The organism is Streptomyces sp. KL2 (assembly GCF_046529545.1).
In the GTDB taxonomy this organism is placed as follows: Bacteria; Actinomycetota; Actinomycetes; order Streptomycetales; family Streptomycetaceae; genus Streptomyces; species Streptomyces radiopugnans.
Genome location: NZ_CP127170.1, coordinates 12,048 through 34,321 on the forward strand (window position 1 = coordinate 12,048; position 22,274 = coordinate 34,321).

20 protein-coding genes and 1 pseudogene are annotated in these 22,274 nt (G+C 73.0%); 6 read left to right on the forward strand and 15 right to left on the reverse strand.

Annotation, left to right across the window (positions count from 1 at the left end; all coding sequences use genetic code 11):
- Window positions 1-106 precede the first annotated feature (106 nt).
- Window positions 107-1,006, reverse strand: a complete 900-nt coding sequence (locus QPK52_RS00065) for a macrolide 2'-phosphotransferase (RefSeq protein ID WP_410534711.1) — start codon at window positions 1,004-1,006, stop codon at window positions 107-109.
- 507 nt (window positions 1,007-1,513) lie between these two features.
- On the opposite strand from QPK52_RS00065, the pseudogene QPK52_RS00070 reads away from it, so the two are divergent.
- Window positions 1,514-1,703, forward strand: a pseudogene (locus tag QPK52_RS00070) (helix-turn-helix domain-containing protein); the annotation flags it as partial.
- Window positions 1,704-2,463: 760 nt separating this feature from the next.
- The gene (locus QPK52_RS00075) at window positions 2,464-2,940 is read left to right on the forward strand and encodes a hypothetical protein (protein ID WP_410534712.1); all 477 of its coding nucleotides are present in this window, start codon (window positions 2,464-2,466) and stop codon (window positions 2,938-2,940) included.
- Between the two features lie 264 nt (window positions 2,941-3,204).
- On the opposite strand, the gene QPK52_RS00080 is transcribed toward QPK52_RS00075, so the two are convergent.
- From QPK52_RS00080 to QPK52_RS00090, 3 genes are all read right to left on the reverse strand, one after another.
- On the reverse strand, window positions 3,205-3,753 hold the full coding sequence (locus QPK52_RS00080; RefSeq protein WP_410534713.1) for a TetR/AcrR family transcriptional regulator C-terminal domain-containing protein: 549 nt from the start codon (window positions 3,751-3,753) through the stop codon (window positions 3,205-3,207).
- A gap of 441 nt (window positions 3,754-4,194) precedes the next feature.
- Complete coding sequence (locus QPK52_RS00085) at window positions 4,195-5,115, reverse strand: LLM class flavin-dependent oxidoreductase (protein WP_410534714.1); 921 nt, start codon at window positions 5,113-5,115, stop codon at window positions 4,195-4,197.
- Window positions 5,116-6,731: 1,616 nt separating this feature from the next.
- Window positions 6,732-7,271, reverse strand: coding sequence for an AAA family ATPase (locus tag QPK52_RS00090; RefSeq protein WP_410534715.1), 540 nt, complete (start codon window positions 7,269-7,271; stop codon window positions 6,732-6,734).
- Between the two features lie 349 nt (window positions 7,272-7,620).
- Between QPK52_RS00090 and QPK52_RS00095 the strand changes: the two genes are divergently transcribed.
- The gene (locus QPK52_RS00095) at window positions 7,621-7,974 is read left to right on the forward strand and encodes a hypothetical protein (RefSeq protein ID WP_410534716.1); all 354 of its coding nucleotides are present in this window, start codon (window positions 7,621-7,623) and stop codon (window positions 7,972-7,974) included.
- Between the two features lie 383 nt (window positions 7,975-8,357).
- Here QPK52_RS00095 and QPK52_RS00100 read toward each other — a convergent pair whose 3' ends face one another.
- Both QPK52_RS00100 and QPK52_RS00105 read right to left on the reverse strand, forming a co-directional pair.
- Window positions 8,358-9,863, reverse strand: coding sequence for a DHA2 family efflux MFS transporter permease subunit (locus QPK52_RS00100; protein ID WP_410534717.1), 1,506 nt, complete (start codon window positions 9,861-9,863; stop codon window positions 8,358-8,360).
- A 243-nt stretch (window positions 9,864-10,106) separates the two neighbouring features.
- The gene (locus QPK52_RS00105) at window positions 10,107-11,114 is read right to left on the reverse strand and encodes an NAD(P)/FAD-dependent oxidoreductase (RefSeq protein WP_410534718.1); all 1,008 of its coding nucleotides are present in this window, start codon (window positions 11,112-11,114) and stop codon (window positions 10,107-10,109) included.
- Window positions 11,115-11,205: 91 nt separating this feature from the next.
- Here QPK52_RS00105 and QPK52_RS00110 point away from each other — a divergent pair, with 91 nt between their 5' ends.
- Both QPK52_RS00110 and QPK52_RS00115 read left to right on the forward strand, forming a co-directional pair.
- On the forward strand, window positions 11,206-11,820 hold the full coding sequence (locus tag QPK52_RS00110; RefSeq protein ID WP_410534719.1) for a helix-turn-helix domain-containing protein: 615 nt from the start codon (window positions 11,206-11,208) through the stop codon (window positions 11,818-11,820).
- Window positions 11,821-11,951: 131 nt separating this feature from the next.
- Window positions 11,952-12,845, forward strand: coding sequence for a class I SAM-dependent methyltransferase (locus QPK52_RS00115; protein WP_410534720.1), 894 nt, complete (start codon window positions 11,952-11,954; stop codon window positions 12,843-12,845).
- A gap of 282 nt (window positions 12,846-13,127) precedes the next feature.
- On the opposite strand, the gene QPK52_RS00120 is transcribed toward QPK52_RS00115, so the two are convergent.
- From QPK52_RS00120 to QPK52_RS00130, 3 genes are all read right to left on the reverse strand, one after another.
- Window positions 13,128-14,510: an Nramp family divalent metal transporter gene (locus tag QPK52_RS00120; RefSeq protein WP_410534721.1), complete on the reverse strand. Its 1,383-nt coding sequence runs from the start codon at window positions 14,508-14,510 to the stop codon at window positions 13,128-13,130.
- Entirely contained in the window at window positions 14,503-14,784 is a 282-nt protein-coding gene (locus QPK52_RS00125) for a hypothetical protein (RefSeq protein ID WP_410534722.1), read from the reverse strand. The genes QPK52_RS00120 and QPK52_RS00125 overlap by 8 nt, the downstream gene beginning before the upstream one ends.
- Window positions 14,785-14,850: 66 nt before the next feature.
- Window positions 14,851-15,759 (reverse strand): manganese catalase family protein, encoded by a 909-nt coding sequence (locus QPK52_RS00130; protein WP_410534723.1) that lies wholly within the window; start codon window positions 15,757-15,759, stop codon window positions 14,851-14,853.
- Window positions 15,760-16,007: 248 nt separating this feature from the next.
- On the opposite strand from QPK52_RS00130, the gene QPK52_RS00135 reads away from it, so the two are divergent.
- On the forward strand, window positions 16,008-16,790 hold the full coding sequence (locus tag QPK52_RS00135; protein WP_410534724.1) for an AfsR/SARP family transcriptional regulator: 783 nt from the start codon (window positions 16,008-16,010) through the stop codon (window positions 16,788-16,790).
- 331 nt (window positions 16,791-17,121) lie between these two features.
- Here the strand turns inward: QPK52_RS00135 and QPK52_RS00140 are convergent, their stop codons facing one another.
- From QPK52_RS00140 to QPK52_RS00165, 6 genes are all read right to left on the reverse strand, one after another.
- Window positions 17,122-17,781, reverse strand: a complete 660-nt coding sequence (locus QPK52_RS00140) for a GNAT family N-acetyltransferase (RefSeq protein WP_410534725.1) — start codon at window positions 17,779-17,781, stop codon at window positions 17,122-17,124.
- A 330-nt stretch (window positions 17,782-18,111) separates the two neighbouring features.
- Window positions 18,112-18,687 carry a hypothetical protein gene (locus tag QPK52_RS00145; RefSeq protein WP_410534726.1) on the reverse strand — a complete coding sequence of 192 codons (576 nt, stop codon included), beginning with the start codon at window positions 18,685-18,687 and terminating at the stop codon, window positions 18,112-18,114.
- Entirely contained in the window at window positions 18,684-20,081 is a 1,398-nt protein-coding gene (locus QPK52_RS00150; protein WP_410534727.1) for a hypothetical protein, read from the reverse strand. The genes QPK52_RS00145 and QPK52_RS00150 overlap by 4 nt, the downstream gene beginning before the upstream one ends.
- Window positions 20,078-20,911 (reverse strand): ABC transporter ATP-binding protein, encoded by an 834-nt coding sequence (locus QPK52_RS00155; RefSeq protein WP_410534728.1) that lies wholly within the window; start codon window positions 20,909-20,911, stop codon window positions 20,078-20,080. The genes QPK52_RS00150 and QPK52_RS00155 overlap by 4 nt, the downstream gene beginning before the upstream one ends.
- Entirely contained in the window at window positions 20,908-21,726 is an 819-nt protein-coding gene (locus tag QPK52_RS00160; RefSeq protein ID WP_410534729.1) for a zf-HC2 domain-containing protein, read from the reverse strand. The genes QPK52_RS00155 and QPK52_RS00160 overlap by 4 nt, the downstream gene beginning before the upstream one ends.
- Window positions 21,723-22,253, reverse strand: a complete 531-nt coding sequence (locus tag QPK52_RS00165) for an RNA polymerase sigma factor (RefSeq protein WP_410540144.1) — start codon at window positions 22,251-22,253, stop codon at window positions 21,723-21,725. Before QPK52_RS00165 ends, QPK52_RS00160 begins: the two co-directional genes overlap by 4 nt.
- Window positions 22,254-22,274: the final 21 nt, after the last annotated feature.

A 22,274-nucleotide genomic window follows, 5' to 3' on the forward strand; every position in this document is an offset into this window, starting at 1 on the left:
GACCGGAGCAGGAGCCGGGGCGGGCGCTGTGGCCGGGGTGGTGTCCTGATGCTGCCGGGGCGGCAGGTTGGCGGCGGTGTGCGCCGTCTTCGCCCCGGGCGGGGCGTCAGGCGTCGGGGTTCAGCATCGCCGCCGCGGCGGCCCGGTCGGTCTCGGCGCCGGTGGTCAGCGCGTACAGGGCGTACCCGATCGGGGAGGCGTCCCACAGGTGCTTCGCCTGGGCCGCCAGGCCGGGGTGGACGTGCCCGCCCGCCTGCTCGTAGGCGGTGAGGGTGGCCTGCAGCATCTCCTCGCCCGCGGCGCCGTACTGGGCGGACAGATCACGGGCGGGGTCGTCCACGCGGGCGGTGGTCCAGTCCAGCACCCCGGTGATCGTCCCCTCCTCGTCGAACAGCACGTGCGCGGGGTAGATCTCGCCGTGGGTCATCACGGTCTGCTCGGGCCAGCAGGTGTCGTCCTCGAGCCAGGCCTGCCATGCCCCGGCCAAGGCGGAGGAGACGGTGAAGGCCTCGCTCACGCGGGCGACGTCGTCCCGCCACGCCTGACGTACCCGGGCCGGGGTGCGGACCTCGACGCCCGCGGTCTCGGCCTGCTCCGGGGTGATGGAGTGCAGACGGGCCAGCAGGCGCCCCAGGCGCTCGGCGTAGTCCGGGTCGGCGGGGTCCATGTGCCAGTCGGGCTCCCCGGCGTCGGTCAGGGTCAGGCCCGGGGCGCCGGGCAGGGCCGGGTAGGCGATCAGCTCGGGGGAGCGGACCTGCCAGTCGGGGACCGCGACGCCGTCCTCGGCCAGGACGGGGGCGACCAGGTCCAGGACGTGCGTCTCGGCGGCCATGCCCTCGGAGACGTCGGCGCGGCGCGGTACGCGCAGCACCCACCTCCGGCCGCTCGCGTCGGAGACCATGACGACCCGGTAGTCCAGGCCCGCCTCGTTCACGGTGGCATCCCGTGCGGACAGGTGCAGGCCGTGGACGGCGGCCAGGGCGATGACGTCATCGATCGTGCTCATGGGCCCACGCTCCCACCCGCGCCCACGCCGCCTCCAGCCCTTTTCCCTTCCCGGCCACGCCGCCGGGGGCTGTTCCGGATCGACACGGCCCGCTCCTCGACCATCCTCGCTGCCAGAGCGCCCCTGCGCTCGCCCTGGGGCAAGCTCCCGGCCGAATGCACCGCCGCGCTGGAGAAACCGGGAGCGCAGCGGGGGCTTCTGGACACCGGAACCAGTCTCACGCGCGTGGTCGAAGCCGTCGAAGCGGCCCACCCGGACCTGCGCGACCGATTCCGGGCACACCTCGCCGAGAGTCTGGAGCAGGACCCGGAAGATGCGGGCAAGGACGGCGGAGACCACCTGGTGGAGCAGCTGTGGCCAGCAGCGATCGCTTACACGGCCGCCCTGGTTGTTCCGTCCGGGGAGGTCGGGACGGGTGAGCCAGGTCTCGGCCGAGGGGCCTTGAACAGGCGATGGCCTTCCGGCTCGGTGTGGATTGCGGCGTCTGCACCAACCAGAAGCGCCCTCGTGGTCCACCGTGATGCGCCCCCTGACCGATACCAGACGGCTGCGCCTGGCCCGCTGCGTGGTCGAGGACGGCCGGCCGTCGCGGCGGGGCGCCGAGCGCTTCCAGGTCTCACCCACCACGGCTCAGCGACGGGCTGAACGCTACCGGCAGTTCGGCGAGGCCGACATGGCCGGCCGTTCCTCCCGCCCGCGCACCTGGACCGGGTCACCGGCCGGGCCATCCGCCGCAACCAACGCCTCAGGCCCGACGAGCCGTTCCGTAGTATCGACATCAAGAAGCCGGGCAGCATCCCCGACGGCGGCGGATATCCGGTAATGGCCGTTGTTCGGTGTTCGGGAAAAGGGCCTGCTCGGCGGTGTCTCCTCCTTACGGGGGTGCTGCTTGGGCGGCGACAGGGGCAGCGCGCTGATTGTGCGGGCAGGAAGCACGTCCGCCGTTCAGGAAGGCGGGCCGACGGCGAGCCCCCGTCCCCAGTGCCGGGCCGGGGTGAGGGACTGCTGCCGGGGGCGAGGCCGAGGGCGGTCAGCAGGTGCTGCCGGCCGGTGTGGAAGGTCGGCCAGGTGGCGAACCGGCGGTGCAGCCAGGTGCTGATCCTCGCTCCAGCCAGGGTTGTGTCGGGGTGAGGGCGGTCAGGTGGCCGCTTCCCTCGGTGGGCGGAGCCGCACCTTCCGCGGGAGCGCGGGGAGGCCGTTGGTCTTGACGGTTCCCGGAGCGCGCCTCACGATGAGCTCCAGCGAGTATGTCAGTCGTCATAACCGAGGGAGGACCGGCATGCTTCTGGCCGATGTCCAGGAAGTGCTCGTGGAGGACGAGATGTTCGAACTCCTCGAGGAAGCCACGGAAGGGTGTTACGCCGCGGTCGAGTGACGCGCAGGACACCGACGCCCCCGGAGTCGGCGGTGGCCGCCCGTCGCGTCCGCCGCCCGCTCCCCGGCCGCAGGGACCACCCGTGATCGATGTGATGTCATACGTCCCGTCCGAGGTTCTGCACGTTCTCCGCGCACGTTTTCCCGAGCGATCCCACGCGGAGATCGACGCCCGGCTCGGCGAGTGCCTGAAGTTCCTCTACATCGTCTCCGCCGAGGAGGCCACCTTCCTGCCCCTGACCAAGGAAGTCGACGAGATCTGGCACGAGCTGATCCTGCAGACCGTCTTCTACCAGAAGCTGTGCGCGGCACTTCCCGGCGGGCGGTTCCTGCACCACCATCCGGCCCCCCTGGGCGAGTACGCCGGCCGGGTCGGACGACGGGAGACGGTGCGTCGGCTCCTGCAGTGGATCCCGTGGTACGTGGCGTACTTCGGTGGTTTCTCCGAGCAAACCGCCCGTCACTGGGTGATCGTGGACTTTCTCCGTACCCGCCTGGGCATGTCCTTGGAGGAGGTCAACGAGCTGGGCCACCGCGAACTCCGCTCCCGCGCGGCCTGAGCAGGCCCCCCGCGCACCGGTTCGGCCCGCCGCTGACCGTGCGGCAGTTCGCCGAAGTCATACAGGGAGTTCGTCCCTCCCCGGCCGCTCCCGGTCTCCCTGAGGAGGCGACGGCCTGCGTGCAGGCGGCCTCGGCCTCCACGTGGAACCCGCGTCGGCCAGGGCGCTGCCGTAGGCGTCCAGGGCATCGGCCAGCAGCCGGTGGTCGCCCGCCGGAGCGGCCGGGAGCAGGGCATACGACAGACCGAAGGCGGCCCGCGCCCCCTAGCCGTCGCCCGCGCCCTGCACGGCGCGCCACCCACCTGGACCGCACGGGAAGAACTCCGGGTGAGCTCCACCACCGCATGTCAGCCACCGTCCGCACCGCGGCGACAACCCCGGAGAACCGGCTTCCCGCCCGACCAGCAGTACCCGGATCTGCAGGTCGCGTACCACCGGCCCGTAGGAGAGTTGGAAGGCGTTCTCCGGACCGTCGATGCGCAGCCGGCCTTCATCGGCCAGCCGTTGCAGGAACGACGCGACCAGGGGCCCGGTCGTGTGCCGGCCGTGCCGCAGCGGCAGTGCGGCCAGTTCCTGCGAGTTCATGGCCGCTCGGTTGAGTGCTGTCGAGGCGTCGCCGACGAGCAGTGAGAGGAGGTTTCGGGCGATGGCGGCGAGCGTGGTGCGTGCGCAGTCGTGCGGACGGTCGACGGCTTGGACGACCGCCGCGTCGACGCTGCCGGCCTGTCGCTCGATCAGCGCGGCGAGCAGCCCCTGACGGTTGCCGGACCAGGTGTACAGACTCTCCTTGGAGGAGTCCGCACGGGCCGCCACCGCCTGCAGCGTCAGCCCTGCGAGTTCGGCGCCCAGAACGGCCTGGCGCCGGGCGGCCCGCTCCCCTGTTCGGGGCCGGCCTCGGTGCGTCGGCGGAGGCGCTACCCGGGTGTGGTGCGGAGCCACCCGTGGGCGTTCATGGTCTCCGTCTCCCCCGTCCTCGAACGGCGCGGGCAGCGCTTCCGGGTCACGGTTGCGCAAGCTGCCTCGCCGGGCCGGACAGACGCCACGTCAGCGGTCGACCGGGCTCACCCGGTCCAGGCCGCTCTCGCGCAGGACCTGCTGCACCGTGTCGTCCAGGGTGATGTACTGCGTGGTGCGAGGACACCTGCTCCCTCCGATCGGCTCCGCGTTCGCCGACGCCTGCCGCAGGACCGGAGACCGCCAGTTGCGAGCACACGGGGCACGGCTGCGGTCCTGCGGCCGGGATCACGGCCCCACTCAGTCCGCGCGGAGGCGGGCGAGCAGTTTCCCGGCGGCGTCCAGGGCCGGTTCACGCACCACGTAGCGAGTGATCCCCCAGCGCCGCTCGTACTCGGCCAGTGAGGCGGCGATCTCCTCCTCGGTCCCGATCCAGGCGTACGGCGCGGCCAGGACCTCTCGCACGGTGCACCCGACCGATTCGGCGAAGCGGTACGCGGCAGCCTCGGCGTCTTCGGTGATCTCCACCACCTGGACAAGCGCCTCGCGCGCGGGCGGGTTCTCCCGTCCGGCGGAACCCCGCTCGACCAGTTCCACCTGCCGGTCGATGTCCTCGCTTCGCCACCGCACCTCGTGGCTGTGCCCGTCCGGCAGGGTACGGCCGAGCCCGCTCAGCCCAACGACATCGGCGTACTCGCCCGCCCACCGCAGCAGGGTGGAGTTGCCGCCGCCGAAGGTGAACGGTACCCGGTCCTGTACCGGGCGCGGATTCTCCAGCCGGGCCGACCGGGCGTACACCTCCGGGCCGTCGAGGGTCACCTCCTTCCCCGCCAGTAGTGCGCGGCACGCCTCGGCCACAGCGGTGAAGCGCCGTACACGTCCGGCGACGTCGGGGCGCCGCGAGCCGACCATGGCCCACTCGGCGGGAGTGTGCCCCGCGCCCAGCGCCAGCCGGGCCCGACCACCCGAGACGACGTCCAGGGTCGCGACGTCGGAGGCGAGCAGCAGCGGCTCGCGCACTCCGGCGTTGGCCACGTAGGGCCCGAGGCCGATGCGTTCGGTGACCGGTGCGGCGGCCGCCAGGGCCACGAACGGGGAGGCCGCCGCCCCCGGGTGGTCGGGGACGAGCAGCGCGTCGAAGCCCGCCGCCTCGCAGCGCCGGGCGAGAGCAATCCAGGAATTCATGTCCTTCGGTACGGCCTGTACAGAAAACGAGAGCATGGCGGCCATCCTGGCAACGCAGGCCGCCACACCACCACACTCAGGGACAGTGGTCAGCCAGCAGCGAACGCCGCAGTGAAGACCGGACCGCCTCCCGCACCCGTGAGGCTTCTCCGGTCCGAGGTGCCGCAGAAGCTCCGCGGCACCTCGACGTACTGGGGAGCCATCGGCGCAGGTAAGGGTTGTTTTAGGCCTTGTCGGCGTGGAGCTCGCCGAAGGTGCAGTCGCGGCCTCGGCCGGGCCGGGGCCGGTGACACGTGGGCGGCGCTCGGTGGAAGAGGCCCTCCCGGGAGGCAGGGGCGTGTGAGGAGGCGGGAGCGGTAGCCCGGCGGGCACGGTCAGAGAGGTATCGGCAGATCCTGTAGCGGCGAGGCGAGCAGGGCGTCGAGGCCGGAGACGGCGGCGAAGCACACCAGCGCCGTCTCCGGCCGCCCCAGCCGATCGGTCTGCCGGGTAGTGCTGGCGGTGGGGTGGGGCCCACAGAGCACGGGGAGGGCCGGCGGGCGGTGCCGCACCTGGCCGGGTCACCGGTCTGCCGCGCCCCCGTGGGGACGTCCGTATCCGGTGCAGCCATCGTCGGCAGGTCTCGGCGGTGACCGGTTCGAACAGCTCCGGGGTGGAGATCTCGACGAGGAACTGCGTCAGCAGGTCCTGGTGCGCCTCGTCGATGTCGACCTCCTCCTGGAAGTGCACCGCCCGGGCCCAGGCGGTGAGCTGGTCCGGGCCGGCCAGCCCCGCAAGGGTCTTCTCCAGCGCGGCGGCGGCGTGGCCGCAGGTGAACACAGCGGGAGTCGACGTCCTGTGGCGCTGGGCCGCCCGGAGGAACTCGGGCAGTTCGCCGCGCCAGTACAGGAATTCTTCGGCGGGACTGCATCGGTGGGCGTTCACGGCTCCCATCCTGGCCCAGCGCACCGGCCGGCAGGTTTCCGCCACCGGTGGGGCCCGCCCCGGGGCGGGCCGCTTGGCGGCCTGCCGCTCCTTGCGATGCCCGATGGACTGCTGGGCCATTGCCGGTTCTCCCGCCCCTGCAGGCAGCACCACCCGGGCCGGAGGGTAGGGCGGCAGGCGCCGGGGCCGTGAAGTCCGGGAAGGCGCCGGCAGGGTGTTGGTGTCGCCAGACCCCTGCTGCTTCCGGTCGGGAAGTGCGGGCTCCGCAGGGGGTTTTCGGCGAGCCGCAGGAACGCGGTCTGGGAGATGGGGGCAGTGGGGATGAAGGTGAAGCATGGGGGGATCATGTGGGCGGCGCCGGCGGTCTGCCTGACCGCCGGAGTGATGGCGCCGCTCTTCGGGTCCGCCGGACCGGCGAGGCGATCCCCTTCGTGATCGCCACCCTGATCGCCGTCAACATCGGCTGGCTGCGCAGCGAAGCCGACTGCACAGAACAGCGCCCGTAACGACAGCAGTCTCTGAAGCACCCGCCCGGCCGCTGATGTGCCGCGGTGCGCCAAAACCGCCGCGCAGCCCGTCCCCCGTTCGGCGGAGGGACTACCCCGGGTGTGGTGCGGAGCCACCCGTGGGCGTTCATGGTCTCCGTCTCCCCCGTCCTCGAACGGCGCGGGCAGCGCTTCCGGGTCACGGTTGCGCAAGCTGCCTCGCCGGGCCGGACAGACGCCACGTCAGCGGTCGACCGGGCTCACCCGGTCCAGGCCGCTCTCGCGCAGGACCTGCTGCACCGTGTCGTCCAGGGTGCTGGCCGCGTCGATCAGGGTCTCCATACCCTCGGGCAGCAGATCCATCTCCCGGTACCAGTCGCGCAGGTGGTCGGCGGTGACGTGCCCGAGGTACTCGGCGTCGGGTTTCGTCGCGTGCCGCAGCACCGTCTCCGCGTAGGGCACGTGGAGGTAGTAGCAGCGTGAGACGCCCCGGTGGGCGCGCACCAGGTCCTGGAGCATCGTGCCGTAGCGGTCGGCGTACAGGATGCCCTCCACGACGACGTGGAAGCCGTGGTCCAGGGCGTAGCGGGCGGTCAGGTCGATCAGGCCGATGTTGGCGCCGCCGGGCCGGTCGTGTTCGCGCAGCACGGTCCGGCGCAGGTTGTCCTGGCCCACGATCGCGAGGTTGCGGCCGAACTCCTCGCGCAGCCCGGCCGCGACGGACGACTTGCCCGAGGCGCTGTTGCCCCGGACCACGATCAGGCGCGTGTCCTGGGTTCCCACCGTACCCGGCACGCTCTCAGTCGCCGAACGGCGACTTCGGCCAGTACCCCAGGGCCACCCTCGTCCCGGACGATGTCCCGGCAGAGGCGATTCACCCCGGAACCGCAGGGCGTTCCTCACCACACGCGCGCCTTTCCGACGGATCCTGTGCACTCCTCCCCGGCTCGTCCGGAGCGCCCCGTTCCTTCAGGATGCCCGGTATTCCAAGGCCAGGGTGCCCGCAGACACCGCCACCGGCCGGCTCGCGAGGAGATTTCGTTGAAACGCCGAACTGAAGCCGGTTGATGGTTGAAAATTCATTCAAAGCTTCGTCCCACCGGAGTTCCGATCGGGAAGGAACCACAGCACTATGAAGAGCCGACCCAAGAAACTGGTGCTGGGCGCCATGACGGCCGTCGCGGTGAGCGTCGCGCTCCCGGCGGCCCCCGCCTTCGCCACCGAGGAGATCGACTGCGGCGCCGACACGGATTCCGTGAGGGTGACGTATCTGGAGAACGGCACGGAGCACGCCCGGTGCTGGACCGGCCCCGGCAACGTCCCGCTCGAACAGGGCGGCGTCACTTCTTTCTCCTCGGGCGCCCACGAGGTGGTCGTCTTCTGGAGGACGAACCTGGGATGGGACGTCGCAGTGCTCCCGCCCCACACGTCGGCCCCCTTCACCGGCGCCGACACCTACCACGTCTACGGTTTCCACGTCAGGTAACCGCTGACGGCGGCCGGTACGCGTACGGGCCCGCGCACTCCCGCTGTTCCAGTCCCCTGCACGCGCCGGGCGCTCGGCCGCACTGCTGCTCGTGGGGCCTGCCGCCTTCATGCAGAAGCGGCCGAGGTCGGCCTCGGGTGGCCACAGCCCCTCGCAGTCGCCCCGGCGCAGGCCGGGTGGCTCCGAAGTTGCCCTGACGCTGCTCGTGGTGCTGGCACAGCACACCGAGGCCGGTCAGCGCTTGGTGACCTCGTCGAAGTTGTCCGCGGTCGGCTCGATGGTGCTCAGAGTGCCGCCCCTGCATGTGATTCGGGGGTGTCGGGTTGCGTTCAGGGCGCCGTGCGGGTGGCGTCGTGTTCCGTCCGCACGGAGTTCCTGCGAGGTCAGCGAGCGACGACGCTCTCCGCGGCTCCGGTCTCCGGGGCCGCCTCGGCGTCGGCCTGGAGGGGTGCGGTGTTCTTCGGGCCGCACAGAGCGACGTAGAGGAGCAGTGCGGCCATGACGGCGGCGCCGATCCACATGGCCTGCTGCCAGCCGTCGACGAAGGACTGCTGTGCGGCGCGGATCAGGTCCTGGGAATGGCCGCCGGTGGTGGGCGCGATCTCGATGGCGTTGGCGATTCCTTCGCGGGCGGTGTCCGCGGCCCCATCGGGGATGCCCTCGAGCTTGCCGTCGATGGCACTGCGGTAACCGTTCGCCAGGAGCGCGCCGAGCAGGGCGACACCGAGAGCGGTGCCGAACTCGCGGGTGACGTCGTTGAGTGCGGAGGCGACGCCCTGCTTGGCGCGGGGCAGGGAGCTGGTGATGGCCTCGGTGGAGGGTGTCATCGACAGGCCCATGCCGATGCCCATGGCGAGCATGCCGGCCAGGATGGACAGGTAGCCGCCGTCGGCGGACACGAACAGCGCCATCAGCGCCAGGCCGAGGGTGGCCAGGGCGACGCCGACAGTCACGGTGGAGCGGGCGCCGATCTTGGGGGCCATCTTCGGTGCCAGGCCGGAGGCCATCATCATCATGACGGCCATCGGCATCATCGCCGCCGTGGACAGCAGCCCCGACCAGCCGAGCACTGCCTGGAAGAACGGGAGGAGGACGACGGCGATGCCGGCCTGGACGCCGAAGACGACGAGCAGGGTGATCGAGCCGGAGGCCAGGCCGCGTTCACGGAAGAGGCGTACGTCCAGCAGAAATGCGTCGCGGCGGCGCAGTTCCCATGCCACGAAGGTGATGGCGGCGGCGACGCCGACTGCCAGGCTGATCAGGGCGACAGGGGCGGTCCAGCCGCGTTCGGGGCCTTCCTGCAGGGCGAAGATGAGACCGGTCACGGCGATGACGGAGACCAGCGCACCGACGGTGTCGAAGGAACGGGTGGAGCGTTCGCGGGAGTTGGGCACCGACTTCAGAGTCATCGCCAGCGCGACGGCGGCCAGGACCACAGGCAGCACGAACAGCCGGCGCCAGTCGGCGACGTCGACCAGCAGGGCGGAGAGGAACATGCCCAGGATGCCGCCGCCTCCGGCGACACCGGTCCACACGCCGATCGCCTTGCCGCGCTCCTCCTCGGGGAAGGTGGAGGTGATGACCGCGAGGGTGATCGGCATGATCATCGCGGCGCTGATTCCGGCGGCCACGCGGGCGCCGATCATCACCGCGGCCGACGGGGCGAGTCCCGCGACGACGCCGGCGGTGCCGAAGATGGCCAGTCCGGTGATCAGCATGGGCTTGCGGCCCAGACGGTCGCCGATCGCGCCGAGCGGCAGCAGCAGCGCGGCCAGGGCGAGGGTGTAGATGTTGATGATCCACAGAACGGTGGTGTGCGAGGCGCCGAACTCGACGGCCATGTGAGTCTGGGCGACGTTCAGCCCGGACACCGATGCGATGACAGCCATCAACGCGATCGAGACGGTGATCAGGATCGCGCGCAGCCGACGCGCATCCGGTGTTTCCGTGCCGCCGGCCGATGCGGTCGCCGCCCGGGGCGGCTGATTGACACTCATGGTTTCCTTCCCGAAAGGGCATGCGGAATCAGCGCCGGGACAGGGCCGGTCGCCAGGTCGGTGAGACAGGGACTTGCACACCGCGCGGACCGCTGGATGGCGGTTGCGCGGTTCTTCGTCAGCGGGGCTCAGGTGTCAGCCGGTGGTCTTCTGCGCGGCGGCGAGCGCGGCGTCGGTGTCCGCGACGGCCAGCACGGCGTTGATGTGGGAGCCGGCCAGGGCGCCGGCCGCAGCGGAGGCGCCGACCTGGGCGGTGGGGTCGGTGGCGTTGCCGGCCACCCACACACCGGGGATCTCGGTGGTGCCGGCCGTGCCGGAGGCGATCCGGCGGCCCATGGTGCCGGGCAGGTCTTCCATCGGCAGTTTCAGGCCCTCCAAGCCCTCGGTACGGGCCTGCATCCGTGTGGCCACAGCCAGAATCCGCCGCCCCACGAAAGTGCCGTCGGTCAGGCGGACGCCTGCGAGGGCGCCCTCGTCGTCGTTGACGACTTCCTCGACGTGGGTCTCGATGACGCGGATGTCGCGGGCGGCGAAGCGGGCGCGGGTCCCGGAGTCCAGGCCGGTGCCGCAGGTGAAGTGGACGAGGTCGTCCGTCAACTGGCGGAACAGCCAGGCTTGGTGGAGGGAGGCGGGGCCGGTGGCGAGGATGCCGATGGGCTCGTCGCGGACCTCCCAGCCGTGGCAGTAGGGGCAGTGCACCACGCTGTGGCCCCAGTGCTCGGCCAGGCCGGGCACCTCGGGCAGCACGTCGCGCAGGCCGGTGGCCACCAGTACCCTGCGCGCCGTCAGCGTGCGGCCACCGGTCAGGGTGATGGTGAACCGCAGGTCGCCGTCCGCCGAGGGGGTGGTGGGTTCGGCCGTGGCCACTTCCCCGAAGACGATTCGGCCGCCGTACTCGCGTACCTGCCGGCGTCCGCGCTCGAGGATCTCGGGGGGCGGGGTACCGTCCAGGGCGATGAAGCCGTGCATGGCGGCGGCGGGGGCGTTGCGCGGGGTGCCGCTGTCGATCACGACGACCGAGCGGCGCGAGCGGGCCGGCATCAGCGCGCCGTTCAGGCCCGCGGCGCCGCCGCCGATCACCGCTGCGTCCACGGTCTCGGTGGGCAGTGCATCGCTTTCGTGGTGGGCAGTCCGCGCAGACATGTCGCGCCCTTTCGCCGTACGTGGCCCTCGTGCTGGGCCGCCTGTTCGCGACGCTAAACCCACGTTGCTTTCAGGGCATACCATGTTGCTCATGACGCAAGAAGATGGGCGGCTGGACAGCCTCGTACGCAAACGGATCCGCGCACTGCGCGTCGCACAGGGCTGGTCGCTGGAGGAACTGGCCACGCGCGCCAACCTCAGCCAGTCCTCACTGAGTCGCATCGAGAACGGTCAGCGCCGCCTCGCCCTGGACCAATTGGTCACCCTCGCCCGCGCACTGGACACCACCTTGGACCAGCTCGTGGAGAACGCCGCCGACGACGTCGTGATCAGCCCGATGATCGACGGCACGCACGGCCTGATGCGCTGGCCCATGAAGGGCGACCCCGGTATGAGCGTGGTGCGTCAGCGGATGACCGACCCGCCGCCCGACAACCCGGCCCGCATGCGCGCCCACCCCGGCCGCGAATGGCTGGTGGTGCTGTCGGGCACCGCCGTCCTCATGCTCGGCCACCGGCGCTTTCGCGTCGAGACCAACCAGGCCGCGGAGTTCCCCACCATGATGCCGCACGCCATCGGCGCCGAGGGCGGGCCGTGCGAGATCATGGGCATCTTCGACCGCGACGCCCGCCGCGGCCACCAGAAGGACATCGGCGCCGACGGCTCCGAAGCCGACTGCGGAGGCACCCGGGGCCCCTGCGGATAGCGGGCCGCAGTCACGCCGACGGCCCACGGCGCGGTGGGCGATATTGCGTGGCGGGCAGCACATCAAGCCGCCCTCTTGCGCATTCCGCAAGGACCCGTGCGACAGACGCATGACCGGCTTACGGTGATGCCATGACCCAAACGCATCAGCACACCCCCCGCCGCGGCGAGAACGGTCACCACCCCGACCACGACCATGGCGGCCGCCAAGAGCACAGTGACGGCGGCCAGGCGGAGATCCTCGACCTGGACGCCGAGGTGCTCGCCGAGCACACAGCGTCCATCACCGCCTGGCTGCCGCTGAAGGGCGAGCCGCGCCGGATCGTGGACCTGGGCTGCGGCACCGGTGCGGGGACCTTCGCGCTCCTCGAACGCTTCCCCGACGCGCACGTCACCGCCGTCGACGCCTCGGCCGGGCACCTCCGACTCCTGCGCGAGAAGGCATGTGCCCGCGGTGTCGAGGGGCGCGTACGGACCGTGCGGGCCGACCTCGACGCCGCCCACTGGCCCGACCTCGGCACGCCGGATCTGGTGTGGGCCTCGGCCTCGATGCACCACATGGCCAACCCCGGTCACGCCCTGCGGAGCGTGCGCGAACTGCTCGCCCCCGGCGGCCTGTTCGCCGTCGTCGAGCTCGCGGGCTTCCCCCGCTTCCTGCCCGTCCACGCCCCGGAGAACCGGCCTGGCCTCGAAGAGCGCGCACATGCCGCGACCGACGGCTTCCACGCCGAGCACGTTCCGCACCGCGGCGCCGACTGGGGACCGATACTGATAGCCGCCGGCTTCACCGTCGAGGACGAGCGCACCATCACCATCAACATCGAAGGTGAGCGCAGCGAAGCGATCGGCCGCTACGCCCACGGCAGCCTGCGGCGCATCCGCGGCGCCGCCGCACCCGCCCTCAGCCCCGAGGACCTCGCCGCACTCGACGAGCTCCTGGACACCGACAGCCCGAACAGCCTTCTGCGCCGCGCAGATCTCGCCGTACGCACCGAGCGCACCGTCTGGGCCGCCCGCCGCGCCTGACACCCGGCGCGACCCGCGGTCGTCGGCCTGCAGGGCAGCCCCGGCACCCGGTCGCTCCACCGAAGCAGGAGACCTGACCGTGACGGCCAGGGCCGTCGACGGAGTACAGGCGGCCGGCAGCCTGGCCGACGGAACGAGCACTCAGCGATGCCCCGGCTCGCCCCGATGCCTCCACCGCCTCCCGTGCGCCCTGCCCGCCGATCCGCAGCCGGCGTATCCCGGCGGTACGCAGCCGCGGCGGCGCCGTTCCAGCGACCTGCCCGACGCCCGCCGGGAGACCGTTCAGCCGAGCAGCACGTCCTGGACGAGGAAGAGGTTGAGGCCGGTGATCGCCAGGGCCGCGGTGGCGCCCAGTGCTGTCGTGACGGGGCGGTTCACCAGAGGGCCCATGACGTCCCGCCGCGCGGTGAAGACGATCAGCGGGACCAGGGCGAAGGGGATGCCGAAGGACAGCACCACCTGGCTGAGCACCAGCGCCTGGGTGGGGTCGGCGCCCAGGGCGAGCACGGCCAGGGGCGGGCCCATCGTGATCAGGCGCCGCAGCGTCAGCGGGATGCGGCGCCGCAGGAAGCCCCGCATGATGACCTGCCCCGCATAGGTCCCCACCCCCGACGAGGCCAGACCGGACGCCAGCAGAGCCAGCGCGAACGCCAGCGCCGCGCCGGCGCCGATCGCGGTCCCCAGGCCGTGGTGGAACTGCTCGAGGGTCTCGTAGTCGGCTGTTCCCGGGGAGCGCTCCCCGTGGAAGGCCGCCGCGGCCACGGTGAGCATGGTCGCGTTGACCGCACCGGCGATCCCCAGGGCGATGAGGATCGCCGTGCGATTGGCCCGCAGCACCCGCCGCTTGCGCGCCGCGGACGTACGGCCGTACCGGCGGCTGAGGGACGAGTGCAGGTAGATCACGTGCGGCATCACCGTGGCCCCGACCATGCCGGTGGTCAGCAGGACGCTCTGGGTGTCGGCGAACCTCGGCCGCAGGCCGGCCAGCGCACCGCCCCAGGAGTCGGTCCGCAGGCTCTGGTAGAGGAACCCGGCGAGGATGACCAGCAGGAAGCCGGCGATCACCATCTCGAAGCGCCGCCTGCCCTCGGGGGCGAGCGCCAGCAGCACCAAGGACACGGCCCCGACGATGAACGCGGCCGGCACCAGAGGGATGCCGAACAGCAGGTACAGGGCCACCGCACCGCCGACGAACTCCGCCAGGTCCGTGGCCATGGCCACCAGCTCGGCCTGGATCCACAGCACCCGGCACAGTGGCCGGGGGGTGTGCTCGCGGCACAGCTCCGGCAGGTCGCGGCCGGTGGCGACGCCGACCTTGCACGCCAGGTACTGGACGAAGATCGCCACGACGTTGGCCAGAGCGATCACCCAGAGCAGCAGGGTGCCGTACCGGGCGCCCGCGGTCATGTTGGTGGCGAAGTTCCCCGGATCGACGTAGGCCACCGACACCACGAACGCCGGACCGAGCATCGCGACCACGGTCCACGGGCCGGAGTGCCGCCGTGCGGGCGTCCGCCGTTCCGCGCCGGTGCCCGGCCCCGCCTCGGCGGGGGGCGGTGCGGCGGGCACCGGGTCCGGGTCCGGGGCCGGGGCCGGGGCCGGGGCCGGAGCGGCGACCGGCGGAGCGGCCGGAGACGCCTCCTGGTGCTGGCGCGGGTCAAGCATCGGCCGCGTCCTCGCCCCCGGCGGCGCGGGACCGGCCGGCGGCCGCCCGGGGGGCGTCCCGCGGCCGCCGTGCCGTGCGGTGGTACGGCACCAGCCTGAGAGCGACGGCGGCGAGCAGGGCCGACCCCAGCAGACCCTCGGCCGTCCCCCCGGCGGCGAGGCCGACGGCCGCCGCCGCCGCGTACAGCGCCAGAAGCAGCACGGTGGCGGGGCGCGGGTGCCGCCGGACGGCCGCGGCCCGGGCCGCTTCGCTCGCGGAGCCTGGTGTGCCCATGGTCCTCCCGCCTCCTCTCGCACGGACGGGCGGGCCCTTCCCGTGCCAGAAGGGCCCGCGGTGACCTCACTCGTCGGGCGTGAAGGTGTCCCTGAGCTTGCCCCTGAGACCCGTCTCGGTGCCCAGGGACGGTCCCTTGGGCCGGCCCAGGCTGCCGTCGTACGTGGCGAAGAGCCTGGGGTCGGGAGGCGGAGGCGACGCCTTGTCGCCCAGCGGCCGGGTGTCGGCCAGCACGCCGAACTCGTGGTCGCCGTCCGGGGTCGGGCCCGAGGCCCACAGGCCCGCGGCGGCGGCCTCGCCGTCGGACAGGTGCCACAGCGTCGCGGCGTGCTCGCGGTGCTCCTCGTCCGCGAGGCCGCCGGGGACGACGACGTCCTCCAGGTTGTCCTCGCGGAGCTGTTCGATGGCCGCGAGCCACAGGTTCTGGTGGTAGGTGTCCCGTGCGAGGTTGAACTTCAGCATGTCCTTCACGCCGGGGTCGTCGGTCATGTTGTACAGGCGTGCGGTCTGGAGCCGGCTCTGGGCCTCGGCGGCGACGTTGGCGTAGAAGTCGGCCAGCAGGTTCCCGCTGGCCACCGCGTAGCGGCCGTTCCAGGGGTAGCCGTTGCTGTCCGCCGGGAGCGCCGCACCTCCGGCGATGATCGCCTGCTGCGGATCCATGCCGCCCATCACGGCGCCGACGGCGGGGTCGGAGGTGGCCACCTTGGTGGTCGCGGTGGCGGGGGCGCCCTCCATGAGCCGGGCGATCATGGTGGCGAGCATCTCCACGTGGCCGATCTCCTCCGTGGCGATGTCCATGATCAGGTCTTTGTACTTGCCCTTGATGCGGCAGTTCCAGCCCTGGAACATGTACTGCATCATCACGGTCATCTCACCGTACGCACCGCCGACGAGCTCCTGGAGCTTGTGGGCGTACACCGGGTCGGGCTTCTCGGGCTTCGCTTCGAACTGCAGCCGCTGGGTGTGTCGGAACATCGGTGGCTCTCCCTTTCCGGGCGAGGACGGTTCACGGTCGTCGGCGGAGCGCGGACGTGCGCCACCCGCCCCGCCGGGACCGGGGCCGCGCTCCACCCCTGGGACGCTAGGCGGCGCCCGTCACCACCGCGTCTCCGTGCAGGGGGCCACGGGAGTTCCGAAGGGGGTGTGACGCGCCCGGGGGCGGGAACCCCGTCCGTTCACGGACCCGGAAGCCGGTCGCACCGGTTCCTCACGGAGAGAGTCCCATGACGTCCTCCTACGTTCTCACCTCCCGGCAGCCCGGCTCCGAGGCTCCGCACGAGGCCCCGGAGTGGGAGGCCCGCCTCGCCCTGCTGGGCCGCTTCAGCATGGAGATCCGGTCCCGGAAGGTGGTTCTCAGCCCTTCCGTGCAGCGGCTGCTGGCCCTGCTGGCCCTGCATCCGGAAGGGGCCACCAGGGCCCTGGTGGCCTCCACGTTCTGGCCGGACCTGCCCGTCCGGCGCGCGGGCGCGAGCCTGCGCTCCACCCTGTGGCGGCTGACCCGCAGCAGCGGACGGAACAGGTTGGTCGACGCCGACGACGACTGCCTCGCGCTCGCCCCCACCGTCTGCGTCGACCTGCACCTGGCCGAGCGGCGCGCCGCGGCCCTCGTCTCGTCACACGCCTGCGGCCCGGCGCCGCTGCCGGCCCCGGCCGAGCTGAGGGAGGACCTGCTGCCCGACTGGACCGAGGACTGGCTGGTGGTCGCCCGGGAACACTTCCGCCAGACCCGGCTGCACGCACTGGAGGCGGTGTCCCGGAGGCTGCACGACGGCGGCGAACTCGCCGCCGCCATGGAGTGCGCCATGACGGCGGTGGAGGCGGAGCCGCTGCGCGAGAGCGCACACCGCCACGTGGTGAACATCCACCTGGCGGAGGGCAACGTCGCCGAGGCCCTGCGGCACTACGAGTTCTTCCGGCGGATGATCCGCAGCCAACTGGGGCTGGGGCCGTCCTCCGGCTTCCGCCGGCTTGTGGCGCCCTACCTGGGCCGCCCCCTGGACCCCTGATGGCGGGGACCGGGCCGCGGTGACGCCTCCGTGACGCCGACGGCAGTTCGAGGGGGCCGCTCGGCTCCACACGGAGCGGGCGGGAGGGACCGGCGCGCAGCGCCTCGTGCGCGGGACGGTGCGGCACGGCCCGGCCCACTCCGGCGCCCGCACCGCCTGCCATCGACGTGCCGCACACCGGCAGCCAGGTCTGCCGCACCGCCTCCGCGACCCGGCCCGCTTCCGCCAGACGCTCCCGCCGGCCCATGGGCGGCGCGGTCACCGGATCCGAACACGCCGAGGCCGGCGGCCGCGCGATGCGCCCGGGGGCTCCGCGCTGCCGGGCACCGGCTCAACCGGGCGGCGGAGCCGGGGACCACACGCCGAACCACTGCTCGGCGCCCCACTCCCGGAACCGCTCCACCTCGGTGAACCCCAGCCTCACCGCGAGGCGCACCGCGCGGGCGTTGGCGGCCTGGGCGGCGAGCACCACCGGCTCGCCGGGATGCGCTTCGGCGAACCAGCCGAGCGCCGCAGCGCACGCCTCGGCGGCGTACCCGCATCCCCACGCCCGCGGCAGGAACAGGTAACCGAGCTCGGCCTCCCCGGCCTCCGGGCGGATGTGCCCCGGGCGCTCCGCACCGCGCCGGTCGAACGTGACCATGCCGATCATCGCGCCGTCGAGCTCGGCCACGAACAGGCCCGGGCGCCGCCCGGGCACCGCGGGCACGGTGCGCTCGAGCTCCTCGCGCGGCCGGGGGCCACCGAGGTAGGCGCCCACCTTCGGCGAGGCGAACAGCTCGATGAACACCGCGCGGTCCCGGGCCTCGGACGCGCGCAGCACCAGCCGCCCGGTCCTGACCGGCACAGGCGGCCAGGCGGCGGGTCCGGGCTCAGTCGTCAGCAGGCCCTCCGGCAGTCCGCCTGCCGGCTCCCGGCGGACAGGCCCGGAGAGCAGGCCGGCGTGGTCGGCGGGGCGGACCCGGCCGGGCCCGAACTTCTGCGCGTCCATACCCGGCAGCATCCCAGCCACCACCGGCGCCCCCGCACCGGGGCGCCGCTGCGGCACCCCGAGCCCCCGACGTGGAGTCACCGGCGGCCTCCGAGCGTCTGCGTCCGGCGTGCGGCGCGCGGGCCGGCCTTGCCCCCTGACCGCTGCCCCGGGCGGGGATCTCCCGGGTGCGGCCCGGGACGCGACGAGGGTGACCGGGCGGCCCGTGTACGTGTGGCCGCCGGTGACGGCAGGGGCCGGGGTCTGCGTCCTCGCGGCTGTGCCCGTGGGCCCGCTGCCCGAGGAATCCGTCGCGAACGCCCTGGTGACCTCGACCATGGCCGGGACCGGTCACCGCCTCGGCCCCGCGAGGGCGTAGGCCGCGGTGCCGACGACCGCGAGGAGCAGGGCCGTCCAGGTGCCCGCCGCCGTGCCGGGCGGCAGCAGCATCCAGGCCGCCACCTGCGTGGGCACACTCGTCGGGGGCGGGGCGAAGAACGAGAACGACAGCCAGGCGAACGGCAGCGTCCATGCGTACCGGCCGTCGGAGAGCGCTGCGCCCAGGGCGGCCAGTCCCATCAGGCCCGCGCTGTCCCGGACGACGAACGCGGTGGCGGCCAGGTCCTCGCCCGTCGTCTGCACCGCCAGCAGCGCCGTGCCGACGATCGCGCCTGCGAGCAGCACGTGCGCCGCCCTGCGGGGTCCCCAGCGGATCGCGGCCGCCCGGTCCAGCGCGAGGTCCTGCCCGCTGAGCCCGGTCGATGCCGCCATCGCCCCCGCGGTGAGAACGAGCACGGGCAGCCGCGGATCACCGGGCCCTGCGCCCCCGTTGCGGGCGAGCGCCCATGCCGCCATCGCGCTGATCACCACCGCGGCGAGCGAGGCGGGCACCTGTCGCGAGCGCGCGTACAGCATCGCCCATCTCACCGGGACGCACCGCCGGTCAGGGCTTCGAGCGCGTCTCCCTCGCAGGAGAGCGCGGCGGCGCGCATCGCGTTGATCCGCGAGAGCTGTTCGGCCCGCGGCAGCGCCCTGAGGTCCTTCCAGACCTTGCGGGCCTCGGTGTCGATCTCCTGGCGCAGGTCGGACGGCCCGGTGCCGGGCAGCGGTTTGAGGTCCCCCAGGACCCAGCCCGCCGCGACGCTCCGCGCGATGTCCTCTCCCCCGAAGCTGCTCCAGCCGACGGGTGTGCAGCCCGGCACCATGCCGCGGGCGATCAGGGCCCAGGTCAACTCCTCGCCCTTGGCCGCGCTGACGAGGTCGTCGTCGAAGTCGACGAGCACGGTCGTGCGGGACCACCGCGGCATGGCGCCGTCCGGCAGTACGGCGGTGTTCTCCCGGACCGAGACCGGAGCCCGGCCGCCCAGGGCAGCGCGCAGCAGGCGCAGCGCCTCTTTTGCGGGGTCCGCGAGGCCGGCGAGCCGTGGCTCGTGCACCTTGGTCACGCATACCGGGCCGTCGCACACCGGTTCCGCGGCGGCCGTGTCGACGACGTACATCCGGCGCGGGTCGGAGGGGAGGACGAGCAAGGCGGTCACGGTGCCCGCCAGGACGGGCGTCAGGGCCAGCAGCCGGGCGCGCGCGGTCGCGGCGGCCAGCAGCGCGAAACCGGTCGCGGCCATGCCGAGCAGCCAGATCGTCTGCCCGGCGTGCACGGGGGCGGAGAGGGTGACGAGCACGTGGCGCACCTCCTGCACCGCCGGCGACAGCAGTGAGATGCGGTTCGGCTCCGCGCTCGGGTACCCCTCCTGCGTGACCGTCTCCGTCCGGCCCGGCGACATCTGCAGGAGCACTGTGAACACGAAGGCGCCCATGGCCAGCGCGGGCGGGGTGAGCACGGACGGCAGGGCCCGCCCGGCGCCCATGCCCAGCACGGCTCCCGCGACGAGGGAAAGCGCCCCCACCAGCGAGATGGGCAGCCATCCGAGGTGTGTGTACGTGGTGCCCGCGAGCACCTGGGCCGCGCCCACGAGGACGAGGAGCGCGAAGGCCGAGGCCAGCGTGATCGCCGTCGTGCCCGCCAGGGCGGCCGCGCGGTGCCGGGCGGGCCGCGGTGTGCTCTTCAGCAGCTCGGGCATCTTCGAGCGGTGGTCGCGCAGGCCCTGCAGCGCCCCGAGCCCCACAGCGAGCGGCCACAGGTAGAACAGCAGGCCGCGGGTCCACAGGGCCATGGGCGTCCACTGGGCCGTCCACGCCGTGGTGCCCCTCCACCACGCGGCGTTCACCAGGTACAGGAACGCCAGCGCCGTCGTCAGGACCACGGCGCCGGCCCACGGGGCGACGGAGCGCCTCAGCTCGATGCGCAGGACGCGGATGTTCACCAGGCGCCCCTTCCCCGGCCGCGGCCCTGCAGCAGCGCCGAGTAGCCGCGTTCCAGGGGGTTGTCGCCCACGTGCCCGGGGCCGCCCGCCGCGGCCAGCTCGTCCGGGGTTCCCTGGAAGACCAGCCGGCCCTCGGCGAAGAGCACCACGCCGGTGCAGGCGGCGGCGACGTCCTCCACCAGGTGGGTCGAGACGACCACGCAGGTGTCCGTGCCCAACTCCTGCAGCAGCCTGCGGAAGTGCAGCCGCTGGGTCGAGTCCAGGCCGACCGTGGGCTCGTCCAGCAACAGGATCGACGGATCGTTGACGATGGCCTGGGCGATGCCGACCCTGCGCACCATGCCGCCCGACAGTGCCTTCATCCGCTCGTCGGCGCGGTCCGCCAGACCCACCCGCTCCACGGCGCGCTGCACCGCCGCGGGGATCTCCGCCTTCGGCACTTCCTTCAACCACGCCATGTACTCGACGAACTCACGCACCGTGAAGCGCTTGTAGTAGCCGAACTCCTGCGGCAGGTAGCCGATCCGGCGGCGCAGCGCCCGGTGATCGCCCATGCCGCCCACGGGCTCGCCAAGCAGTTCCAGGGTGCCCTCGGTGGGGCGCAGGACGGTGGCCATCGTCCGGATGAGGGTGGTCTTGCCCGCCCCGTTGGGGCCGAGGATTCCGTGCACGCCGGTGCCCAGTGACAGGTCGAGGCCGTCGACGGCCATCCGTTTCCTGCCGGCCCTGACCCTCAGTCCGCTGGCCTGGATCTCCCAGGCGTAGGCCTTCGGCGCGATGCCGGACGCGCTCACCGCGGATGTCATGTGGTGTTCCTTTCCGGTGCTCATCGATGGGCTCCCAGCACGGAGTACGCGCCCCTGCGGGCGATCACGGCACCGATGGCGAGGGTGAGGACCAGCCCCCACACGGGCAGGCCGCCCGTCTGCAGGGCGAAGACCGTACGGCTGGTGGCCAGGGTCGGCGCCACGACCACGGCGGCCCACACGGCGGCCAGCACGGCAGCGGCGCGGGTCACACCGATGGCACCGCCGAGCGCCAGCGTCGCCGCTGTGAGGGCCAGGCAGGGCAGCAGCCACTGCGCCACCATCACCCCCGTCACCCATCCGCCCACCAGCAGTGCGGGGACGACCACGCCGAGCACGGACGCGGTGCGCCGCAACACCAGGTAGAGCCCGGCCCTGGGCACCGAGGCCGTCAGTTCGTAGGCCGGGTCCAGACCCCGCGACCAGGACGCCGCGACGCCGAGCACGGGCAGGACCGGCGCGAACAGCAGCACCAGCGACACCTCGCCGGAACCGGTACCGGCCAGGTCGAGCAGCAGGGCCAGCAGCGTCACGCCCAAGACCATGGCCAGCCAGGGCACCATCGCGGGCGTCAGCCACCGCGACAGCCGCGCCGGCCAGTGCCGTCCGCGCGGCATCGTGGCGGTGACCGCCAGCCGGGGCTCGAGGCCGGACCACACGGTGTCGACCAGCGCCGCCACGGCGGGCGCCCCGGCACCGACAGCGGCAGACAGCCGGTCACGGCACACCCGGCACACCTCCAGATGGGCCTCCACGGCCCACACCTCGTCGGCGACGAGGTCCGTGCCGCCGCGCGCGTAACTCTCGATGGCCCGCGTCGACGCGTGCTCTCCGGTCACGTCAGCGCCCTCCGCATCGCGATCCGGGCCCGGCGGGCACGGGTCTTGACCGTGCCCTCGGGCAGTCCGAGCAGGACCGCGGTCTCCCGGACGGACAGTCCGTCGAGCACCATGGCCTGCAGTACCTGTCTAAATTCCGGCGCGAGACACCGCAGCGCGTCCCCGACGTCACCGCCGACGCCCGCCGCGAGCGCCTCCTCCTCGGCGGCGGGCGCCGCGTCGGGCACGGCGGCGGCCGGCGGCGGCTCCGCGTGGTGAGCTCTGCGCCGGAACGCGTCGACCAGGCGGCGCGCCGCGATCGTCCACAGCCAACCGACGGCGCTCCCCCCGGCCGCGGTCCCGGCGAACGCGCCCGCCGCGCGCCACACCGCCAGGTAGGTCTCCTGCATGACCTCCGCGACGATCTGCTCGTCCGCACACCGGCGGCGCAGTCGCACCGCCATCCACGGCGACGTACGCCGGTACAGCTCCTCGAACGCGGCACGGTCACCCTTTGCCACCAGCCGGACGAGACGCTCCTCGTCCATCTCGCGCAGTGCTGCCCTGAC

What these genes read in the sequence shown, in the direction of transcription:
- QPK52_RS00125 (WP_410534722.1), bottom strand. Translation starts at nt 14,784, where the DNA reads ATGGGCACACCAGGCTCCGCGAGCGAAGCGGCCCGGGCCGCGGCCGTC.
- QPK52_RS00135 (WP_410534724.1), top strand. Translation starts at nt 16,008, where the DNA reads ATGACGTCCTCCTACGTTCTCACCTCCCGGCAGCCCGGCTCCGAGGCT.
- QPK52_RS00085 (WP_410534714.1), bottom strand. Translation starts at nt 5,115, where the DNA reads ATGCTCTCGTTTTCTGTACAGGCCGTACCGAAGGACATGAATTCCTGG.
- QPK52_RS00095 (WP_410534716.1), top strand. Translation starts at nt 7,621, where the DNA reads ATGAAGAGCCGACCCAAGAAACTGGTGCTGGGCGCCATGACGGCCGTC.
- QPK52_RS00110 (WP_410534719.1), top strand. Translation starts at nt 11,206, where the DNA reads ATGACGCAAGAAGATGGGCGGCTGGACAGCCTCGTACGCAAACGGATC.
- QPK52_RS00115 (WP_410534720.1), top strand. Translation starts at nt 11,952, where the DNA reads ATGACCCAAACGCATCAGCACACCCCCCGCCGCGGCGAGAACGGTCAC.
- QPK52_RS00105 (WP_410534718.1), bottom strand. Translation starts at nt 11,114, where the DNA reads ATGTCTGCGCGGACTGCCCACCACGAAAGCGATGCACTGCCCACCGAG.
- QPK52_RS00065 (WP_410534711.1), bottom strand. Translation starts at nt 1,006, where the DNA reads ATGAGCACGATCGATGACGTCATCGCCCTGGCCGCCGTCCACGGCCTG.
- QPK52_RS00140 (WP_410534725.1), bottom strand. Translation starts at nt 17,781, where the DNA reads ATGGACGCGCAGAAGTTCGGGCCCGGCCGGGTCCGCCCCGCCGACCAC.
- QPK52_RS00130 (WP_410534723.1), bottom strand. Translation starts at nt 15,759, where the DNA reads ATGTTCCGACACACCCAGCGGCTGCAGTTCGAAGCGAAGCCCGAGAAG.
- QPK52_RS00120 (WP_410534721.1), bottom strand. Translation starts at nt 14,510, where the DNA reads ATGCTTGACCCGCGCCAGCACCAGGAGGCGTCTCCGGCCGCTCCGCCG.
- QPK52_RS00155 (WP_410534728.1), bottom strand. Translation starts at nt 20,911, where the DNA reads ATGAGCACCGGAAAGGAACACCACATGACATCCGCGGTGAGCGCGTCC.
- QPK52_RS00100 (WP_410534717.1), bottom strand. Translation starts at nt 9,863, where the DNA reads ATGGCTGTCATCGCATCGGTGTCCGGGCTGAACGTCGCCCAGACTCAC.
- QPK52_RS00165 (WP_410540144.1), bottom strand. Translation starts at nt 22,253, where the DNA reads ATGGACGAGGAGCGTCTCGTCCGGCTGGTGGCAAAGGGTGACCGTGCC.